The 19,488-nt window shown below is 47.9% G+C and carries 13 protein-coding genes; 1 reads left to right on the top strand and 12 read right to left on the bottom strand.

Features of this window, described 5'->3' with window-relative positions; genetic code table 11:
• Positions 1–28 precede the first annotated feature (28 nt).
• The 7 genes from FNY66_RS00625 to FNY66_RS00595 form a co-directional block, all read right to left on the bottom strand.
• A complete protein-coding gene (locus FNY66_RS00625) occupies positions 29–1,159 on the bottom strand; it encodes a substrate-binding domain-containing protein (protein ID WP_150309985.1) in 1,131 nt (376 codons plus the stop codon).
• A 232-nt stretch (positions 1,160–1,391) separates the two neighbouring features.
• Positions 1,392–2,402: an ABC transporter permease gene (locus tag FNY66_RS00620; RefSeq protein ID WP_087150995.1), complete on the bottom strand. Its 1,011-nt coding sequence runs from the start codon at positions 2,400–2,402 to the stop codon at positions 1,392–1,394.
• A 13-nt stretch (positions 2,403–2,415) separates the two neighbouring features.
• Positions 2,416–3,912 (bottom strand): sugar ABC transporter ATP-binding protein, encoded by a 1,497-nt coding sequence (locus FNY66_RS00615; RefSeq protein WP_150309984.1) that lies wholly within the window; start codon positions 3,910–3,912, stop codon positions 2,416–2,418.
• A 53-nt stretch (positions 3,913–3,965) separates the two neighbouring features.
• Entirely contained in the window at positions 3,966–4,985 is a 1,020-nt protein-coding gene (locus FNY66_RS00610; RefSeq protein WP_229409401.1) for an ABC transporter permease, read from the bottom strand.
• Positions 4,986–5,264: 279 nt separating this feature from the next.
• Positions 5,265–6,263, bottom strand: coding sequence for a LacI family DNA-binding transcriptional regulator (locus FNY66_RS00605; RefSeq protein WP_150309983.1), 999 nt, complete (start codon positions 6,261–6,263; stop codon positions 5,265–5,267).
• 99 nt (positions 6,264–6,362) lie between these two features.
• The gene (locus FNY66_RS00600) at positions 6,363–7,829 is read right to left on the bottom strand and encodes a rhamnulokinase (RefSeq protein ID WP_087150998.1); all 1,467 of its coding nucleotides are present in this window, start codon (positions 7,827–7,829) and stop codon (positions 6,363–6,365) included.
• Positions 7,830–7,915: 86 nt separating this feature from the next.
• The gene (locus tag FNY66_RS00595; RefSeq protein WP_087150999.1) at positions 7,916–9,721 is read right to left on the bottom strand and encodes an L-fucose isomerase; all 1,806 of its coding nucleotides are present in this window, start codon (positions 9,719–9,721) and stop codon (positions 7,916–7,918) included.
• A gap of 400 nt (positions 9,722–10,121) precedes the next feature.
• Between FNY66_RS00595 and FNY66_RS00590 the strand changes: the two genes are divergently transcribed.
• Positions 10,122–10,982: an AraC family transcriptional regulator gene (locus FNY66_RS00590; protein WP_150309982.1), complete on the top strand. Its 861-nt coding sequence runs from the start codon at positions 10,122–10,124 to the stop codon at positions 10,980–10,982.
• Positions 10,983–11,129: 147 nt separating this feature from the next.
• Here the strand turns inward: FNY66_RS00590 and FNY66_RS00585 are convergent, their stop codons facing one another.
• The 5 genes from FNY66_RS00585 to FNY66_RS00565 form a co-directional block, all read right to left on the bottom strand.
• Positions 11,130–13,550: a beta-glucosidase family protein gene (locus FNY66_RS00585; RefSeq protein WP_150309981.1), complete on the bottom strand. Its 2,421-nt coding sequence runs from the start codon at positions 13,548–13,550 to the stop codon at positions 11,130–11,132.
• A 10-nt stretch (positions 13,551–13,560) separates the two neighbouring features.
• Complete coding sequence (locus tag FNY66_RS00580) at positions 13,561–14,172, bottom strand: hypothetical protein (RefSeq protein WP_150309980.1); 612 nt, start codon at positions 14,170–14,172, stop codon at positions 13,561–13,563.
• A gap of 69 nt (positions 14,173–14,241) precedes the next feature.
• The gene (locus FNY66_RS00575) at positions 14,242–17,130 is read right to left on the bottom strand and encodes a glycoside hydrolase family 3 N-terminal domain-containing protein (RefSeq protein ID WP_150309979.1); all 2,889 of its coding nucleotides are present in this window, start codon (positions 17,128–17,130) and stop codon (positions 14,242–14,244) included.
• A gap of 247 nt (positions 17,131–17,377) precedes the next feature.
• Complete coding sequence (locus tag FNY66_RS00570) at positions 17,378–18,736, bottom strand: ATP-binding protein (RefSeq protein WP_150309978.1); 1,359 nt, start codon at positions 18,734–18,736, stop codon at positions 17,378–17,380.
• Complete coding sequence (locus FNY66_RS00565) at positions 18,733–19,440, bottom strand: LytR/AlgR family response regulator transcription factor (protein ID WP_150309977.1); 708 nt, start codon at positions 19,438–19,440, stop codon at positions 18,733–18,735. The genes FNY66_RS00570 and FNY66_RS00565 overlap by 4 nt, the downstream gene beginning before the upstream one ends.
• Positions 19,441–19,488 lie beyond the last annotated feature (48 nt).

Raw genomic sequence — 19,488 nt, 5'->3', positions numbered from 1 at the left:
AGTATTTTTTCCAAATGACTGTTGTTGATTAGTCATACAGGTTAGGAGCGATGTCCTCTTCTTCCATGTTGGAAGCATCATACCAGTAGCTGTCTGTAGGGATATCGGATACTTCTTTTCCTTCGCAGTAGTCATACAGTGCGTGGATAGCGAGGTTACCCTGATCAACAGGAGCCTGTGTAACTGCACCGATGAGTGTTCCGTCAGCAACTGCTGCTTTCAGTGTAGCACCTGCATCAAATCCTACACCAACAATACCCTCGTCCGGAGTAGCTGCAAGTACATTCAGGTTCTGGTTAGCTGTGAGGACACCCTCTGCTGTAACCTGGTTGGAACCGAAGATAGCGATCGTATCATCTTTGTTCATGATGTTGGAAGCCTCTGTAGCGGACAGCTCAACTGTTGTCTGAGCCGGTACGGCTACTTCAATGATAACGTCTGCTGATCCCTCATCACCGTTGTTCTCAACCTGGTCTACATAGAACTGGTTACCGATAACTGCTACTGTCTTTCCGTCAGCCTCGATGAGCTCTTTCATCTTGTTGATGAATCCCATACCACGACCGGAAATGTTAGCTGATGTAGCATCCTGGTTAACTTCACCGATTCTAACCGGCTCTGTTGCATTTGCAATTGTATCTTTGATTACATTATACATATTTTCTGCTGCAACAGCACCTGCTGCCTCGTTGTCTGTAGCGATTGTAGCGATTACAGATCCTTCCGGAGCGTCCGGCACACCTGTATCGAAGCATACTACCGGGATATCTGCGTCAAGTGCATCCTGAAGAGAATCAAGAACTGCATTCTGGTCATTTGCTGCAAGAGCGATACCATCCGGATTCTGGCTGATCGCGTTATTCAGCATATTAACCTGATCGGCAATATCAGACTCAGCATTCGGTCCTGTTGTGTTAACCTTAACGCCAAGTTCTTCTTTTGCTGCTTCAATTCCCTGGATAGCTGCCTGCCAGTATGTAGACTGGAAGCTCTTTACTACGACTTCAAATGTATAATCTCCGCCGCCTGAGCTATCTTCCTCTGATGTCGCTGCATCGCCATTGTCTGAGGTTGTAGCCTCATCTCCGCCGCCGCAGCCTGCCAGAAGCCCTGCTACCATACATCCGCCGAGTAATACTGCTAATACTTTCTTTTTCATATTTCATATCCTCCTGAAATAATTTTTGCGACCATTTTGAAAGATATACTTCTGTCAGTCCGCATATAGTACAGATACCGTGCATATATCTGTATATTCCAATATATACGCACATCAATTCGCTGATCCTTCCGGCATGGTCTGCCTTTACTTGGTTTCTATAGTAACAGCCGGCAGACATTTTACTGCTGATACAGCTCCCGGCTGTTATCTATCACTGAAATTAAATTGATTATTGTCCTGACTCTTTCTTTCTCTTAAAGATATCGATCAATACAGCTATGATCAGGACAAAACCTGTAATGATCTGCTGCCAGTTCGCAGTCAGTCCGATGAACGGAAGTCCTGTCTTCAACAGACAGATAACAAAGACACCGATCAGAGTACCTGTAACATTTCCTACGGCACCTGACATAGACACACCGCCGACGATTGCACCGCCGATTGCATCCATCTCAAATCCGGCGCCGCTGCCCGGCTGAACTGTAGCGAAAATTGCCGAGTAAGCAATTGCTGCAAGCCCTGCAAAGAGTCCGCAGATCACATATGCCATTATATGGTAAAACTTAACATTGACTCCTGAAAGCCTTGTTGCTTCTTTATTACTTCCGATCGCACGTGTGTAACGTCCCATCTTTGTGTGGTTCAGTACGAAACTCATGATGATAACCAGAAGGATGATCCAAAGAAAACCGATCGGAATGTTCTGACCGCCCATCTGAATCTTGAAGATACTTCTGAACCATCCGCCTTCCTGTCCTGCTGCCGGCCACGGAATACCATAGCCGCCTACTACAAACGCACCAAAACCACGGGTGATCATACAGGTACACAAAGTTGCCAGAAATGGCGGCAGATCCATCAGTGCCACCAGGCATCCGTTAATAATACCGAAAACAATACCGATCAAAATAGTTACAAGCATCCCTACCGCGACCGGCATTCCATGCTGACGCACCAGAAGTCCGCCGATCAGCGAGTAACAGATCAGACCTGTTCCGATTGAAAGGTCAACACCGCCTGTCAGAAGCGGGAACGTAACACCGATTGCCATCAACGCGATATAGTAAGAATAATCAAGAATACTTACTACCGTTGTATACTTTCTGAATCCGGGGCTCATTGCACTGAAAAAGATAAACATTACAATGACGATGATCAGGACGATAAATTGCTGACCGCCCATTTTGTCAATGAACGACTTATTCGTGCCGGCCGTTTTACTTACTGATTTATTTGCCATCACATTTTCCTCCCTAACTAATCTCTCTTGTAGCCATGTTCATGATATTTTCCTGTGTAGCCTCGGAAATATCCAGTTCACCGGTCTTCTTGCCTTCACACATAACGACAATCCTGTCGCTCATACGCAAGATTTCGGTCATTTCTGAGGAAACCATTATAATGGCTTTGCCTTCTGCTGCAAGCTGGTTCATCAGCTTATAGATTTCATTCTTAGCTCCGACATCGATACCTCTTGTCGGCTCGTCGAAAATGAGAATATCACAGTTTCTTGTCAGCCATTTTGCAATAACGACTTTCTGCTGGTTACCACCTGACAGATTTACAACAAGCTGGTCAACGCTTGGTGTCTTCGTTGCAAGTGACTCCACATATTTGTTTGCGACTTCTTTCTCTTTCTTCTTATTGATAAACGGACCGTTGGAGAATTCGTCAAGATCAGCCATCGTCGTGTTCTCTGCCACCGACTTCTGAACAACAATACCGTATCTCTTTCTGTCCTCCGACAGATAACCGATACCGTGCTTAACTGCATCCTGCGGGCTCTTAATAGTAACCTTCTGCCCGTTAATGTAGATGTCACCGCTGTCGATCGGGTCTGCTCCAAACAGCGCTCTCATCGTCTCGGTACGTCCTGCGCCCATCAGTCCTGAGAAGCCGAGCACTTCACCTTTATGAAGTTCAAAGCTTACATCCTGAACCATCTTGCCCGCATTAAGATGATCTACCTTCAGCACAACCGGCGATCCCTTAGGTGTCATGTTCTGAGTCTTCGGATCTTCGTAGATCACACGGCCGACCATCATGTTAATGATATCATCTTTTGTACAGTCTTTCGTAATCAGAGTACCTACATAAGCACCGTCACGCATAACCGTCACACGGTCTGTAATCACCTTGATCTCATCCATACGGTGGGAAATATAAACAATACCCAGCCCCTGGTCTCTCAAATCGCGGATGATCTTGAACAGCTCTTCAATCTCCGACTCCGTCAGAGCTGCTGACGGCTCGTCAAAGATGATAACCTTCGCCTTATGGGAAATTGCTTTTGCAATCTCACACATCTGCTGCTTTCCGACTGTCAGCTTACTCATCGTCTCCTTCGGATCAATATCAATATGCATCCTGTCAAAAAGCTTCTTTGCTTCCTCGTTCATCTTTTTGTCATCAATACGGATACCCTTCTTAAACTCACGTCCGATGAAAATATTCTGGGCAACTGTCAGATGACCGAGCATATTCAGCTCCTGATGCACGATTACGACTCCTGCATCCTGCGCTTCTCTTGTATTATGAAATTCTACTTCTTTTCCTTCATATGTAATTGTTCCGGAATCTTTTTTATAGATACCTGTCAGCACCTTCATTAATGTTGACTTTCCGGCACCGTTTTCTCCCATGAGTGCGTGTACTTCACCTTTTCGGACTTCCAGATCTACATGGTCCAGTGCATGAACACCCGGGAAAGATTTGTCGATTCCCTTCATTGTTAATATAACTTCGCCCATATTCTTTACCCTTGCCTTTCTCAATCACACTTACTGATTTCCATGTACCGTCTTTAGTTCTTCCTGCGTCTTGCCACAACGTCAGCGAATACTGCAACGATAACGATAATTCCTGTGATGATCAGCTGAAGGTTCTTATCAAGGCCAAGCGCCATAATTCCTTCCTGAAGGAGTGAAATAATGAACACGCCTATGATCGTACCACTGATCGATGCAAGTCCGCCTGCCATGGATGTTCCGCCCATTACGCATCCGGCGATTGCCTCATTGTTATACTGGTCACCATAACCAGGCTGTACCGTTGAATATGCGCCTACAAAGAAGATTGCCGCGATGCCGACCAGAAGTCCGCAGACAACATATGCCGACATTTCCCATTTTTTTACATTAACACCAGAAAGTCTTACAGCTTCCTTGTTGCTTCCAAGAGAAAGGATATAGCGTCCCATCTTTGTCTGATTCAGAAGAATAGCACAGACAACTGCAATAACAATCAGGATAATCAGACCTACCGGAATATCTTCGATCGTTACCAGATTTCTGAACCATCCGCCCTCCTGACTGGACTGCGGCCAGCTTACAGACTGTGTCTTAGTAAATACTGATGCAAGTCCTTTTGCTATGTTCATGCTCGCCATGGATGTAATGAATGACGGCACATTCCAGTACGCCACCAGGTATCCGTTGAAAATACCGAATGCAAGTCCGATCACCAGGCTTATCAGCAGCGCTGCCGGCATCGGCATGCCGTACATTGTAAAACAGAAGCCTGCCATCAATGCGCAGCAGAACATAACCGGTCCTATGGAGAAATCAATTCCTCCTGTCGCAATGACAAACGTAACTGCCAGTGATAAAAATCCCAGGAAGTACGCATAGTTCAATGCGCTTAAGATACGGCGCATACCGAAGAAATCGCCTCCGGTCAGGGCGCAGAACAGTCCGTACATCAGGAGCAGTACGATGCACAGCACGATTCTGTTAAATCCCACCTTTTTGACTAAAGGATTTTGTTTGATACTTTCCACTTTTCTTCCTCCCATCTTTTCATTCGATGAATTGTTCTGATTCATGGTGCCTCATTTTTAAGTAATGATTCTCCCATTCCTCATTCGTTTGCGCGTAACGGTTCGCTTTTTCCCTATACATTTTTGTTTGCAGTTTTCAGGCATTTTTGACATTTATCATAAATAAAAAGTGCCCGTATAGTGAAATTATACAACTGCTTTTACCCTTTGTCAACAAAAGCGAACTTTTTAAAAGCGAACCGGTTCGCTTTTGTCGTATTGACCAAAGTCAGATTGATATTATGGAGTTTACGGCTCTTTTTCTGTACATAATGCCCAAATTTTCTAAAGATTTCGGATTGAATCTCCCTCCCGTATTCCGGCGCTGAAACTTATCCTGAGAGGCCCGCCTTCTTCCTCGTGCGAAATGCGTTTCAAGAGCAGTTCGACCGCTCTTTTCGACATTTCTTCCATAGGCTGGGCCACGATCCAGAGTCTCGGCCGGATCACCTTTGACATAAGCAGATCATCAAAACCGATAATTGACACGTCCCTGGGACACGTAAACTGCGACTCGTTTACCGCCATTATACCGCCAAGCGTGGTATCGTAATTGCTCAGGATCACCGCAGTAGGTGGTTCAGGCAGTTCCAGAAGGCCTTTCATCCCCTGATACCCAAGTTCAAAAGAATGTCTTCCGTACACACGGTAAGCATCAGGGATCAGAATCCCTGCGTCCGACAGTGCATCTTCGAACCCTTTCATCCTCTCCATTCCGGTGTATTCGATATTAGATGCAACAAGTGCAATCCTGTTATGCCCCCGCCTGATCAGCTTATTTGTTGCCCGCAGCATTGCTGTTCTGTTGTCAATCTCGATACAGTCAAACTCCTCGTTACGAAAAGCCCGGTCCAGCAGCACCACCGGCACATCCGCTTTCCTTGCAGATTTTAAAAACGTCCCATTCAGGCTGACGGCAAACACGAGGATACCGTCTACTTTTCTGTTCAACAGGAACTGAAGATTCTTCGACTCAATCTCCGCATCATTACAGGAGTCACAGATCAGCATGCCATAACCGTTCTGATGGAGTGCCTGCCCCAGATAATGAAGCATATTCCCCACGAAAATGCACTGAATATCATATACCAGGACTCCTATCGTCTTTGTACGGTTTGTGACCAGTCCTCTTGCCAGTTCGTTCACTTCATAATGTAATTCTTCGATTGCTTCTTCGATCAGTTTCCGGTTCCTCGGAAGCACATTCCCGCCATTTAAGTATTTGGAAATCGTCGCCAGGGAAAGGCCGGTCCTGTCTCTGATATCGCGAATCGTTGCAGCCATTTTTTACTCTCCTTTCGGGGAGCTGGCGAACCGTTTTATGCATTCTGTCTAATGCAATTGCTGTTTTAATTAAAACACACAGCACTTTGACAGTCAAGTCTATACAAGAATCTTTTTAAATCTCTCATATGCCTCGTCCCACTCTGCTGTATTCTGAGGCTCGTAAATCTTAATATCCTGAGAGCGTTTTATGATTTCTCGCGCCTCGCCGAGAGACTTGATATCCCCCGAAGCCATAAGCTGCAGTGCGACATTTCCCAGCACTGTAGCCTCGACCGGTCCGGCGCTCACGCGGCATCCGCAGGCGTTTGCCGTAAACTGGCACAGCAGGGCACTCTGTGTGCCGCCGCCCACCATGTAGACAGTCTGGTAATCTTTACCTGTACAGTCTTTGATCTCTTCCATCGCATGACGGTACTTCATTGCAAGACTTTCGTTGATGCAGCGGACAACCTCTCCAATGCTCTCCGGCACCGGCTGTCCGGTTCTCCTGCAGAATTCACGGATACGGCCAGGCACATCGCCTGCCGGCGTAAACTCCGGAGCATCCGGATCGATAAAGCACCGAAGCGACGGAGCCTCTTTCGCCATGATCTCCAGATCACCGAACCCGTACTCCTGACCCTCACGGATCCACTGACGGCGGCTTTCCTGGATGCACCACAGACCGATAATATTCTTAAGGAAAGAGATTTTTCTTCCATATCCGCCTTCGTTTGTTATATTGTAATACTCTGACTTGTCATTGATGATCGGCTCGGCAAGTTCGGTTCCGAGCAATGACCATGTACCGCAGCTTAAGAAGATAAAATCTTCCTCCGACGCCGGAACAGCCACAAGCGCACACTGTGTATCATGTCCCGCAACAGCCATAACATCTATCTTATCAAGTCCAAGTTCTGTGCAGATTTCATCTGTCAGTTCCCCGACTTTCGTTCCCGTAGGAACAATCTCCGGGAAGATATGCTTCGGAAGTTCCAGTGCATCGAGCACCTCATCCGACCACTGTCCTTTTCTCGCATCCAGGAGCTGTGTGGTAGACGCGATAGAATATTCCGCTTTCTTTGCTCCTGTCAGGAAATAGTTAAACAGGTCAGGCATCAGGATCATCTTATCTGCGCGGTCAAGCAGATCTTTTCTGTTCTTCAGAAGATACAGAAGCTGGAATGCAGTATTGATTTCCATAAACTGATTGCCTGTAATCTCGTAGAATTTCTGCTTGTCGATCATCTTGAAGCTTTCTGCAAGCATCCCCTCTGTCCGGCTGTCACGGTAGTGGACCGGATTCTCAAGAAGACGGCCCTCGCTGTCGATCAGGCCAAAATCAACGCCCCACGTATCAATACCGATACTCTCAATCTTTCCGCATTTTTTAGCTTTAATAAGTCCCTGCTTGATCTCAAAGAAAAGACGGAGCACATCCCAGTACATTGTACCGTTTAAGATAACCGGATCATTGGAAAAACGGTGCAGTTCTTCAATCGTGATTTTCTCACCGTCAAAAGTTCCGCACATTGCTCTGCCGCCCGAAGCGCCAAAGTCAAAAGCCAATACTTTCTTCTCCATTTTTTCCTCCTTAGACAAGAGGGTTGAAAGTTTTGCTTTCAACCCTCCCCTTTCTCTTCATACTTTATGCAAATGTCAACGATCTATTATTTGTACGGTTTGTAAAGAGCACCGTAGTTTGCGCAAGCTCTGTAATCAGCGCCTTCCTTGTCCATTCCGAATGCATTCCATGCTGCCGGACGGAAGATCTTGTCTTCCGGTACGTTATGCATAGCAACCGGGATACGGAGCATAGATGCGAATGTAATAAGATCTGCACCAATGTGTCCGTAGGAGATTGCACCGTGGTTAGCTCCCCAGTTGTTCATTACATCGTAAGCGGACTTAAATGCGCCTTCTTTGCCGTCGCATCTCGGAGCGAACCATGTACACGGCCATGTATAGTCTGTACGTTTCCACAGTGTGTCAGATACATCCTCCGGAAGTCCTACTGTCCATCCTTCTGCAATCTGAAGCATCGGTCCAAGGCCCTTTACAAGGTTCAGACGGATCATTGTAGCCGGCATCTGTACTTTTGTTTCGAAACGGCTGGAGTATCCGCCGCCGCGGAAGTATCCGAGGTCAGCCATGTTCCATGTTGTAGCGTCCATGATGGCCTGCTGGTCTTCTTCTGTTACATTCCACCATTCTTTCATAACGCCGTTGCCGTTCTCATCTTTTGCCGCACCGCTTGCATCAAGACAGCATGCTCCTGAGTTGATCAGGTGGATGATACCGCCGTTCTCTTTTGCAACACCCTCAAGATCATATCCTGTCACTCTCTTAACAGCCTCCGGGCTCCAGTATGTACGAACATCCGCGAACATCTGTGCACGGTTTGTGAGGAGTTTCATGAACAGCATTCCAAGACCGTTAAGCACGTCATTCTCTGTAGCAAGGATGTACGGCTCACGTGCTCCATCCCAGTCAAATGAAGAGTTGAGCATTGCCTCTGCGAAATCTCCGTTCGGATAGAAGTCAGTCCACTGTCTCTGTCCCTGGAAACCTGCTGCGATCGCATTGTGTCCGATTGCTTCCTCTGAAAGCTCCTCCGGGAAGTTCTTGTTGCCCTGCATCAGGTCTTTGATGATAACTGCCATCTTAACAACGAACTCGAACTGTTTTTCTTTCTCTTCCTGTGATTTCTGCAAGTGTTCCGGGTTCTTGTCAAATCCGATGTGGCATTTTTCTTTTGCCCATGCAAGAGCTTTCTGGTACTCAGCCTCATCGTAGATGCCTTCTGTCATGCGGCGGATGATCTCAACCTCGTCAACAGACTCAACGCGCATGCCAAGATAAGACTCGATGAAATCCTGATCGATGATAGATCCGCCGATACCCATTGTAACGGAACCGATCTGCAGCCATGATTTTCCTCTCATGGAAGCAGCTGCAACTGCTGCACGGCCGAATCTTAACAGTTTCTCTTTAACATCTTCCGGGATCGTCATATCGTCAGCATCCTGAACGTCATGTCCGTAGATACCGAATGCCGGAAGACCTTTCTGAGCGTGTGTGGCAAGAACGGATGCCAGGTATACAGCGCCCGGTCTCTCTGTAGCGTTCAGGCCCCATACAGCCTTGATCGTCTGCGGATCCATATCCATTGTCTCTGACCCGTAGCACCAGCACGGTGTAACTGTCAGAGTGATGTCAACGCCTTCTTTTCTGAACTTGTCCGCGCAGGCAGCACTCTCGCCGACACGTCCGATCGTGGAGTCAGCAATAACAACCTTAACCGGCTCGCCGTTTGAGTATTTCAGGTTCTCCTCAAACAGTTTCGCAGCGTTCTTAGCCATAGCCATTGTCTGATCTTCCAGAGATCCTCTTACATCGAGAACGCCTTTTCTTCCGTCGATGGTAGGTCTGATGCCGATTACCGGATAAGAGCCTACGTATCTGTTTTCTGCCATAGTAACATTCCTCCTCTTCTTTGGCTTTATAGCTCGTTTCTTGTCTATCATTATAATACTATTTTTTTTGTTTGTCTCGTGCTATAATAGAATAAAAATATAAAGATATTCACTTTTTGTACAAAATCAGCACATGCGCGGATATCAGCGGGCAATGCCGCTCAAGCTTGCTTGTATGCGGCGTTGTCCGGTGATATCTGCATATGGCGGATGCCATACAGCGAGAAGGAGCTGCTATGCAGCGGATTCGAGCCGGCGCATGGGCGTGCGGAAAGATATTGCAGATTGATCTGCCGCGAGTCGGGATATCGCAATAGATAATCTTTTCCCGTAGACCACATCTCATCCTTATATAAAAACTGTATAAAAGTATTAAATCAGACGTAAAGGAGAATATACTGTGAAATATATCAAATACAGGGAAGCGAAAGAACACGGAACGTTTGAGTTTCCGATGGAGTTTTATCATGTTGGGCCGGCGCATCCGAGATATGAAATGTCGTACCACTGGCACATCGAATATGAAATTATACGGATATTGAAGGGCGAGTTTCTAATGACTATAGGCGAGGAGGAATTCACCGCAAAAGCAGGGGATATCATCTTTATCAAGGGAGGGCTGCTCCACGGGGGCATACCGAAGAATTGCCTGTATGAGTGTATTGTGTTTAATCTTGATTCTCTCATGACAGCCACCCCCGCTGGAGAACGCCTGCTGAAAAAGGTCAGCAGCGATTCTATTGACATCAACAATCACCTCTCTCCTGCCGGCAAAGAGCTTTCCCGCATCACCGACAGAATGTTCGGGCATATGAAGACACGCGCTGAAGGACACGAACTCACCGTGATCGGTGCATTTTATGAATTCTTCGGATATATTCTCGAACACGGGTGGTACAGAGAGGCTCAAAGCATCTCCGCAAAGGACGGACTCAGGATCGAACATTTAAAAAATGTAATCGCCACCATCGAGGATCACTATGATGAATGCATCACTCTGGACGATCTGGCGCGCGCCGCGGGAATGAACTCAAAATATTTCTGCCGCTATTTCCGGGAGATGACTCATCGGACTCCCATCGATTACCTGAACTACTACCGCATCGAACAGGCATGTTTCAAACTTGCCACTTCTAATGATTCCGTGTCCGAAATCGGTATGAGCTGCGGCTTTAACGATGAGAGCTACTTCATTAAGACATTCAAGAAGTACAAAGGGGTTACGCCGAAGAAGTATCTAAGCACCCCTCTTACAAACTGACCGCAGTCACCGGATGTGCCCAAAGGCAGATTCCTGGATTGCAAGCGGCCGCCACGGGCCCGGGCAGCCTCGGACTTTGACAAGTTTTCACCACAAAAAACCGGCAGAGCCATCTGTTCTGGCAATGCCGGTTTTTTCAGTCCGGGTCTATTTCCCGGTAATTTCTTTCACGTATTTCTTATTGAGTTTCCTGTTCCGGAAGAAGCCGCCGATCGTCCGTCCCAGTCCGCGGAACAGATGTCCGTTGACCATAGTCACGATTCCTTCTACCATCTCCATGCTCACCATGCCTCCGGTCATCTTTGCTATGGCGCGGAACGGCATATTATATATGAAGAGGATATTCAGATCCGGTTTGCCTGCGTCCTCACTCTTCTTTTTCATCTGCGTCAGTTTCTTGTACACAAACCGCGCAATGGCACTCTTTGCGTAGTACATCTGGCAGATCGCGTCATTGACTGTCAGATCGCCGGTCCACTTTCCGGACGGGATCGGAGTTCCAAGCAGTTCTTCAAACTCTTTGTCATCAACCTGCTGGATCAGGCCGGAATAATAGGAAGGCATACGATTCGTATAATACGGGAATTCTTCCGTCGTGCCCGCAACATCTGCTTCCGCTTCAAGACGGATATCCGCGCAGCTCGCGCCGACCATTATCCGGTAGGTGCCGCCTTCGATCTCCCATGCATTTGTCCTTACATTCCAGTAACGGAATGTCTTATCGTCAAACGGGATCTTTACTTCCGCACTCTCGCCTGCTTTCAGGAAAATCTTCGCAAAACCCTTCAGCTCTTTTTCCGGACGGTACACCTTTGCGTCTTTCATACCGACATAGAGCTGAGCCACTTCCGCTCCGTCTGCTTTTCCGGTATTTTTCACCGTAAATGCGACTCCCGACTCATCTACTTTGATGCCGCTGTACTCAAATGTCGTGTAGGACAGTCCGAATCCAAACGGGTACATCACACGCACCTTGCTTGTGTCATAGTACCGGTATCCCACATAAAGCCCTTCCCTGTATTCCGAGTTGCGCTCTTCACTCGGGAAATAACGGAACGCAGGAGTATCTTCATAACGGAGAGGATATGTCTCATTGAGTCTTCCGGACGGATTGACCTTACCTGTCAGAATATCAAGCATCGCGCCCGCGCCTGCCTGTCCGTACAGATAACCGTGGAGCAGTCCTTTCAGGCAGTAGTGCCACGGCATCTCAATCGCAGCACCCGCGCTCAGCACTCCGACAATGTTCTTATTTACTCTCGCCATGGACTCCAGAAGAGAGATCTGGTTCTGCGGGATACGCATATGCGTCCGGTCGATTCCCTCAGACTCGCTCAGCTCATCCAGTCCGAAGCAGTACAGAACGACATCCGCCGCCTGTGCAAGATCAACAGCTTCTTTTGCCAGAACAGCATCCTCTTCTCCGGTTCTGATGTATCCTTTTGAAGTTCCTGCGAGCACGAGATCGTATCCTTTGATCAGCTCTGCCATCTTATCCAGTTCTGTTGCATTTACCATGGAAGAACCCGCGCCCTGATATCTTGGATCGAATGCAAAATCACCGATCAGCGCAACTCTTGTCCCTGGCTTCAGCGGAAGGATATTCTCCTCGTTTTTCAGAAGTACTGCACTTTCCGACGCAGCTTTCCGAGCCAGCGCATGGTGCGCTTTTTTGTCAAACTCTGCAGGAATATCTCTTTCTTTCGTAAGTGTAAGAACGGCTTCCAGAAGACGGTCAACACACTCGTCCACAGCCGCCTCTGATATTTTACCATCTTTCACAGCCGCCACGATCTGCCTTGCAGAATCTAGTCCCGGTGTCGGCATCTCCAGATCGGAACCGGCTTCTACGCCCTTGATATGATCGTTGGATCCGCCCCAGTCCGTGATGACGATCCCGTCATATCCCCAGTCGTTTCTCAGAATGTCCCTGAGAAGATGTGTGTTTTCGTTGGCATATGTTCCATTGACCTGATTGTAACTGGTCATGATCGCTTTTGCGCCGCCTTCTTTCACGGCAATCTCAAATCCGGTCAGATAGATTTCACGAAGAGTACGCTCATCTACCACCGCGTTCATTGCCATTCTGCGAAGCTCCTGGCTGTTTACGGCAAAGTGCTTCGGGCAGGCATAGACGCCCCGGCTCTGGATTCCGCGTACATATCCCGCTGCCATCTTGCCCGCAAGGTACGGATCTTCGGAAAAATACTCGAAGTTTCTTCCGCAGAGCGGACTTCTCTTTATATTGAGTCCGGGGCCGAGCACTACATGCACGCCCTGTACACTTGCCTCTTCGCCGAGCGCTTTTCCTATCTCCTCTCCCAGTTCGGGATCCCAGCTATTGGCTACCGTCGCCGCCGTCGGGAAACAGGTAGCGGGAAGCGAGGGGTTTAACCCCAGATGGTCGCCGGCCCCGGCCTGCTTACGGATACCATGCGGTCCGTCGGAGCAGTACATGGACGGAATTCCCAGCCGGGCGAAATCCCAAGTCTGCCATTCTCCCTTACCGCTCAGAAGAGCCGCCTTTTCTTCCAGTTTCATTTTGTCAATTATTTCTTTATGTTTCACAACGCTCCTCCTACTTCTTATCCGGCTCTCCCTCCGGGAAGATGATCTTAAATACAAAGAAAAAGATGATCATAGACACGCCGCCTGTGATAAATGTTACAAGCAGGTTATAAATTGCCGGAGCTACATACTGCTGCGCGATCGGCATCCACAGGTTGTTGAATCCGTTACAGATCAGAGAGATCACAACCCATGCGATAAAGTACCACATAGCCTGGTAAACCGGATTTCCCTTACTCTTAAATGTGATATTTCTCTGAAGCGGGAAATTGATACACTGGGCAAGGAATGATCCGACTTCATAACTGATGAAGTAACCAAGACCTCCTCCGATCAGCACTTCGCCTGTTGTTTTATCTGTAAGCACTTCGTATCCCAGCAGGCTCCAGTCGAATTCCACGCCAAACAGGTTCATATGTACCTGCGGCCACATAAACTCCGTACCCGCAAGACCTTTTCCGAGCAGATGCGGCATGAAAGTGAATACAAGATACTGGAAGATTGTTACACCCATACTGAAGACAAAGAAGTAGAATATCTGGTAAACCCATTTCGCAAGCTTCGGATGGTTTTTTTCAAACCCGTTCCATTTTCCCATCCACCATGTCTTTACATTACTCATAAACTGCCTCCGTTCCATGTTTACAAGGCAGCCCGGACACTTCCGGTCCGGGCCGCTTATTGCTGCTTTTTATTTAGAAGCCTGTGATTTTACTTCTGTTGCATTTCTCTTAAGGAATTTCTTGATAGCCACAACTTCAAGCACAATGATAATCGCTGCAAAGATCACATCGATCACAATTGCTGCTATCTGCCATCCCATCAGCCCTGTTTCAAGGTTCTCCGGGTCATATGCGCGGCTGTTTACAACAGTATACAGGATGTTCTTGCATGCCTGGCGCATTGCCTGAACGCCTGTCGCGCTCTCCTGGTCTTTCACATGGTTCGTCTCAGTATCATAAGCAACCAGCATACAGTCTGTACCATTTCTGATCGCCTGGTCAGAGTTCATATATCCGTATACTCCGAAGTAGTCGGTAAGTACGAATCCCTGGAAGCCCCACTCGTCACGGAGCACTGTCTGAAGGAGAGAGCTGCTTCCGCCAGCCCAGTGAGTTCCGATGTAGTTGAAGGAGGACATTACGGCTCCCGTGCCGCCCTCTTTTACTGCAAGCTCGAATGGTTTCAGATAGATCTCACGGATTGCCTGCTCGTTGGACCATGTACAGAGCATACTCAGACGATTGGATTCCTGATCATTCAGCGCGAAATGTTTCATATATGCATACACGCCGTACTCGTTTGCTCCGATGATAGCGTTTGCAGCCATTTTACCTGAGAGAAGTCCGTCTTCTGAATAGTACTCAAAGTTACGTCCTGCAAATGCGCTGCGGTGGATGTTCATAGCCGGTGCATACCAGCCGGATACGCCCATTTCATCCGCCATCTTGCCGATGCTCTGGCCGAATGCCGTAGCCACATCCGTGCTCCATGTATTTGCGATCATAACTGCAGACGGGAATCCTACTGATCCTGTGCCTGTAAAGTTATTGTTGATAGAAGCCGGACCGTCGCAGTCGATGGTCTGCACTTTGCCGATGCTTGCAACAGTGTTCGTCTGAAAGCCGCCAAGTGCGATCAGCGCATCCATGTCTTCTACCGTCATCTGGTCAAGAAGCTTGTCCCAGTTCTCATCATCGTAAGCCGCCCCGCGCAGATCCGCCAGCTCCATGCCGTTGTCAGCGCCTGTGGTCGGCATCTCATCGTCAGCGTTATTGTATTCTGTCGGGTCGTAGTTGCTGTTGTTATGGAAATTAGCCTTCTGGTCTTCCGGCATGGTGTATGTTGCCGGCTCTGCAGTTGCCTCGGCATAATTTGCAAATCCGTTCGCCCTTGAAAGGTATGTAACCTCACCGGCTGCGTAATCGAATGTATTCTCAGCCGTCTGGGCGTCTGTTGAACGCGCGTTGTCGCCGCTGTATGTAATGGTCTCCGCAACCGTGTATGTCTGAGAATCGATCGCTGTATGAGAATCACTGTTAATGCTGATCTCATAATTTCCCGCCTCAAGCACATACGCCTTCGCGTTCTGATAATCATAGGAAGCCATGTCCTCGGCTTTGAACGTGATCGTTACAGTCTCGGATGCACCCGGCTCCAGTGTCTCTGTTTTCTCGAATGCAACCAGATTAGCAGTTGCTTTCTCGATGCCGCCGTTTGTGTACGGAGGATTGTAATATACTTCTACAACATCCTTGCCTGCAGCATCCCCTGTGTTTGTTACTGTCACATCGAAGGAAATGTTTCCGTCAGCCTCAGTGATCTCGCCCATCTCCTGGGTGAATGTTGTGTAGGAAAGTCCGTATCCGAACGGATACACAACCGTTTCATCGTAATTGATCAGGCCTTCTGCAGCAGCTGTCTCGTAGAATTTGTAGCCCACATAGATTCCTTCAACATAATTTACGAAGGACGGCGTGCTGACTTCTTCCTCGCCAGTAGCTCCTACAGATACAACATTGAACTCATCCATGTTGTCATAGTACATGATGCCGAAGTTGTTCCATGTCGGTGTTGCTGTCAGGTCAGCGACAAATGTATCGCTTGTCTTAGCGGACGGATTCACTTCACCGCTCAGGATGGATCCCAGTGAGTTGAAGCCTGACTGGCCTGTTCCCGGGCACCACAGAGCGCCTTTGATCTGCTCGTACTCGTTGAGGAATCCCAGTTCCATTGCGTTGGCGCCATTATACACTACAACGACATTGTCGAAGTTCTCGCACACCAGATCGAGCATGTTCCGCTCTGTCTGGCTGAGCTGGAGATAATGCTCGCCCGGCTCGAAATCATTGTACTCGTCCGAATTGTTTGTGTAGGTAACCTGGCTTACATCAACCGGAAGGTCCGCGCCTTCGCCGCCGACACGTGTAATCACTACCATCGCTGTATCTGAGAAGTCTTTTGCGTTGTTCATCAGATCATCTGTGTAGGAATCAGCTGTCGGTTCCGGAAGGGTCCAGTCCTGAGCCCACATACCGACTTCCGGCCGGTCTGCACGGTAAGCCGTATAGAAATCAGAAAGTTCCGTGTTGAGCTCGAACCCTGCATTCTCAAGTCCCTGAAGCAGAGATACGGTCTCGTACGCGTCAGACAGGGATCCGGATCCCGTACCGCCATAGCACGGATTGGTGGAAGCCCATCCGAATACATTGAGTTTGTTGCTGTCTGCCAGCGGAAGAATATTATCCTCATTCTTCAGGAGCACGATGCCTTCATCCGCGATCTGCTCTACAAGGTCTGTCGCCTCGGCAGAAGTCTCTTCCTGGATCGTACCGTTTCCTGTCGCCAGTGAGATCATGCTGTTCATCGGTCCGAAACAGATCAGGTTCACTACTACGACCAGTGCCAGCAGGATAGCGATGCCCGCCTCTGAGCGGACCAGTTTTCTTTTGGCTTTGTCCAGTTTGAATGCTGCGATCAGCACGATCAGCGCGATCACAAATACAACGCCAAAGCCAATGAGATATGGTTTACATGTATTTAACACGTTAACCACATCGGCCATGTTAATTGCTAACATAGTTTATTCCTCCCTTTCTCTTATAGATTTCGACGGGATCTCCCCGTCAACTGGCGTTATTATAGCAGGGTTTAACTGTTTTTTTACGAAACATTCACAAATTGTTCATTTTCTGCATAAACTGTTTTCTCTTATATCAAAATATAACAAAAACACGCATATGAAATTGTGCACTTTTCACAACTTCATATGCGTGCTTATTCTCTATCCTTCCGTCTTACGGCACATTTTCCTGCCGATGCCGGAATCAGGCATTCTGCTCAAAAGATGTCTTTTCTACTTCAAGTGGTATCAATATACGAAGGCTGAACCAGTTATCCCGCGCATCAATCTGGACCTCCCCCTTGTACTTATGGACGGTATAGCGAAGACTTTTCAGTCCGTAACCGTGCAGACTCTTCTCAATCTTGCTGGTGACCGGAAGTCCTCTCTCAAAACGGATTTCCCCCTCATAATAGTTTTCAAACCGAATAATAAGAAAGCTTCTCTCCGAAAATGCATCCACATGAATCATTCTCTTGCCATAATCTTTAATCTTCAGCTCGCACTCAATCGCATTGTCAAGCGCATTTCCGAAAATCGAACAAATATCCATAACATCCATAGAATCAAACAGCTTTCCGTCGATCACACAGGTCATATCAATCTTGTGCTGCATACAGCGCAGATTCTTACTTGTCAGGAGCGTATCCAGCACCTGATTCCCGGTCTTATTCATAGCCTCATAATCATGGATCTCATTTTCCAGCTTATCAAGATATTCATTTCTCTGGGAATCACTCCCATCCGCCCGCAGCGCAATAATATGATTCTTCAGGTCATGATATCTGTAGTTAATCAGATCCACAGCGCGCTGCGCCTGTTTGTATTGTTCGTACTGACTGTTAAGAATCGTCTGGATCGTCTCCAGTTCCCGCTGAATATGCGTGGATTTCCACTGGGACTGGTATGCATAAAGAATCGCAAGTCCTCCGAGATCCACAAGTGTTCTCATATTAAATATTTCCAGGCTGTCTCTTCCTGCAAAAGGCACGCTGACCGGCAGAAAACCGAGATTGCTCACGGCAAATATAAGCACTGACGCCACGGCAGTCATAACTGTTTCTCCCGGCGTCACACTGAATTCGTCATCCATCACAGATATCGTCCTGCTGAGCTGCCAGATGACAAAAAACACGATGGCATACACGAGGATTAAGGTCAAAATCCCCCAGCCCCTCTGCCGGAGTTTCAGGAAGTCATAAGCATAGCACCAGATCTGCCATTCAAAGGACGCAGCGAACTCTGATGCGATAAAAGCCGTACAGCAGCAGCATATGGCATTATTCCGTGTCGTCTCCGTACATACTCGTATATAGCAGAACATCAGAAGCGCCGCCGTTGCCATACACAGATTCCATGCAACCCCTTCGAATCCATCCGTAATAACCATAAAGGCACACTGTACCGCCAGAAATGCGCCGCTTATCGCCGCAAACTTCCAACTCCCTGCAATCTCCCGGCGTCTCACGGGCAGGATACAGACCAGGCAGGCAAGCCACTCTGCAAGCGCTGTAATGATTCTGGGTATATCCGGAAGATCCCTTATAAAATCTGCAACCGTCATGAGCGTTCCCCCCAGTATCTTGTCAGTTCCTGCATGAACTGCTTCGTCCTCGGCCGGCTGATCAGCAGGCGCTCGCCATGGACTATAGCATACTTATCCTGTACACCGTCAATATGTTCAAGATTGACCAGATAACACTTGTTGATCCTTGAGAAATCCATTCCTTCCATCGCCGTTTCCACAGACTTCATAGTCCCCGAAGATACAACGGAGCCTTCTTTCGCGTGATAGATAAGATTATGTCCTTCACTCTCAATATAGTAGACATCGGACAGTTCCATCCGCATGACACCGCCTTTAACCGGGACAGTGATCCATTTTCTGCTGCGCTTTTTTAACTTCCCGACGGCACGCCCCAGCTTCTGGCTGAATGTAAAGTAGGATACCGGTTTTAAGATATAATCCAGCGCCCCTACCTCATAGCCGCGGATCGCATACTGCGGCGCATTTGTGATAAATATGATGGAGACAGATGAATCCACTTTCCGGATTTCCTCTGCAGCAGTCATGCCGTCTATAAACTTCATTTCAATATCCATCAGGATAATATCGAACTGCGCCCGGTAAAACGCCGCGATCTCATCGCCGTCGTGATAGACTGTAACCTCGATCTGCTCGCCGGACTCCTCCTTATATCGCTCCAGATATTCCTTCAATACGGAAATGTAACTTTCCTCATCCTCCACGATCGCAATCCTGATCATACTGCAACCTCTGTTCTTTCTATAAGAAAATGACCTTGTATCGCATAT

Source organism: Mediterraneibacter catenae (genome assembly GCF_008691045.1).
Classification (GTDB): Bacteria; Bacillota; Clostridia; order Lachnospirales; family Lachnospiraceae; genus Mediterraneibacter; species Mediterraneibacter ornithocaccae.
This window is presented reverse-complemented; position numbering and strand designations above follow the sequence as displayed.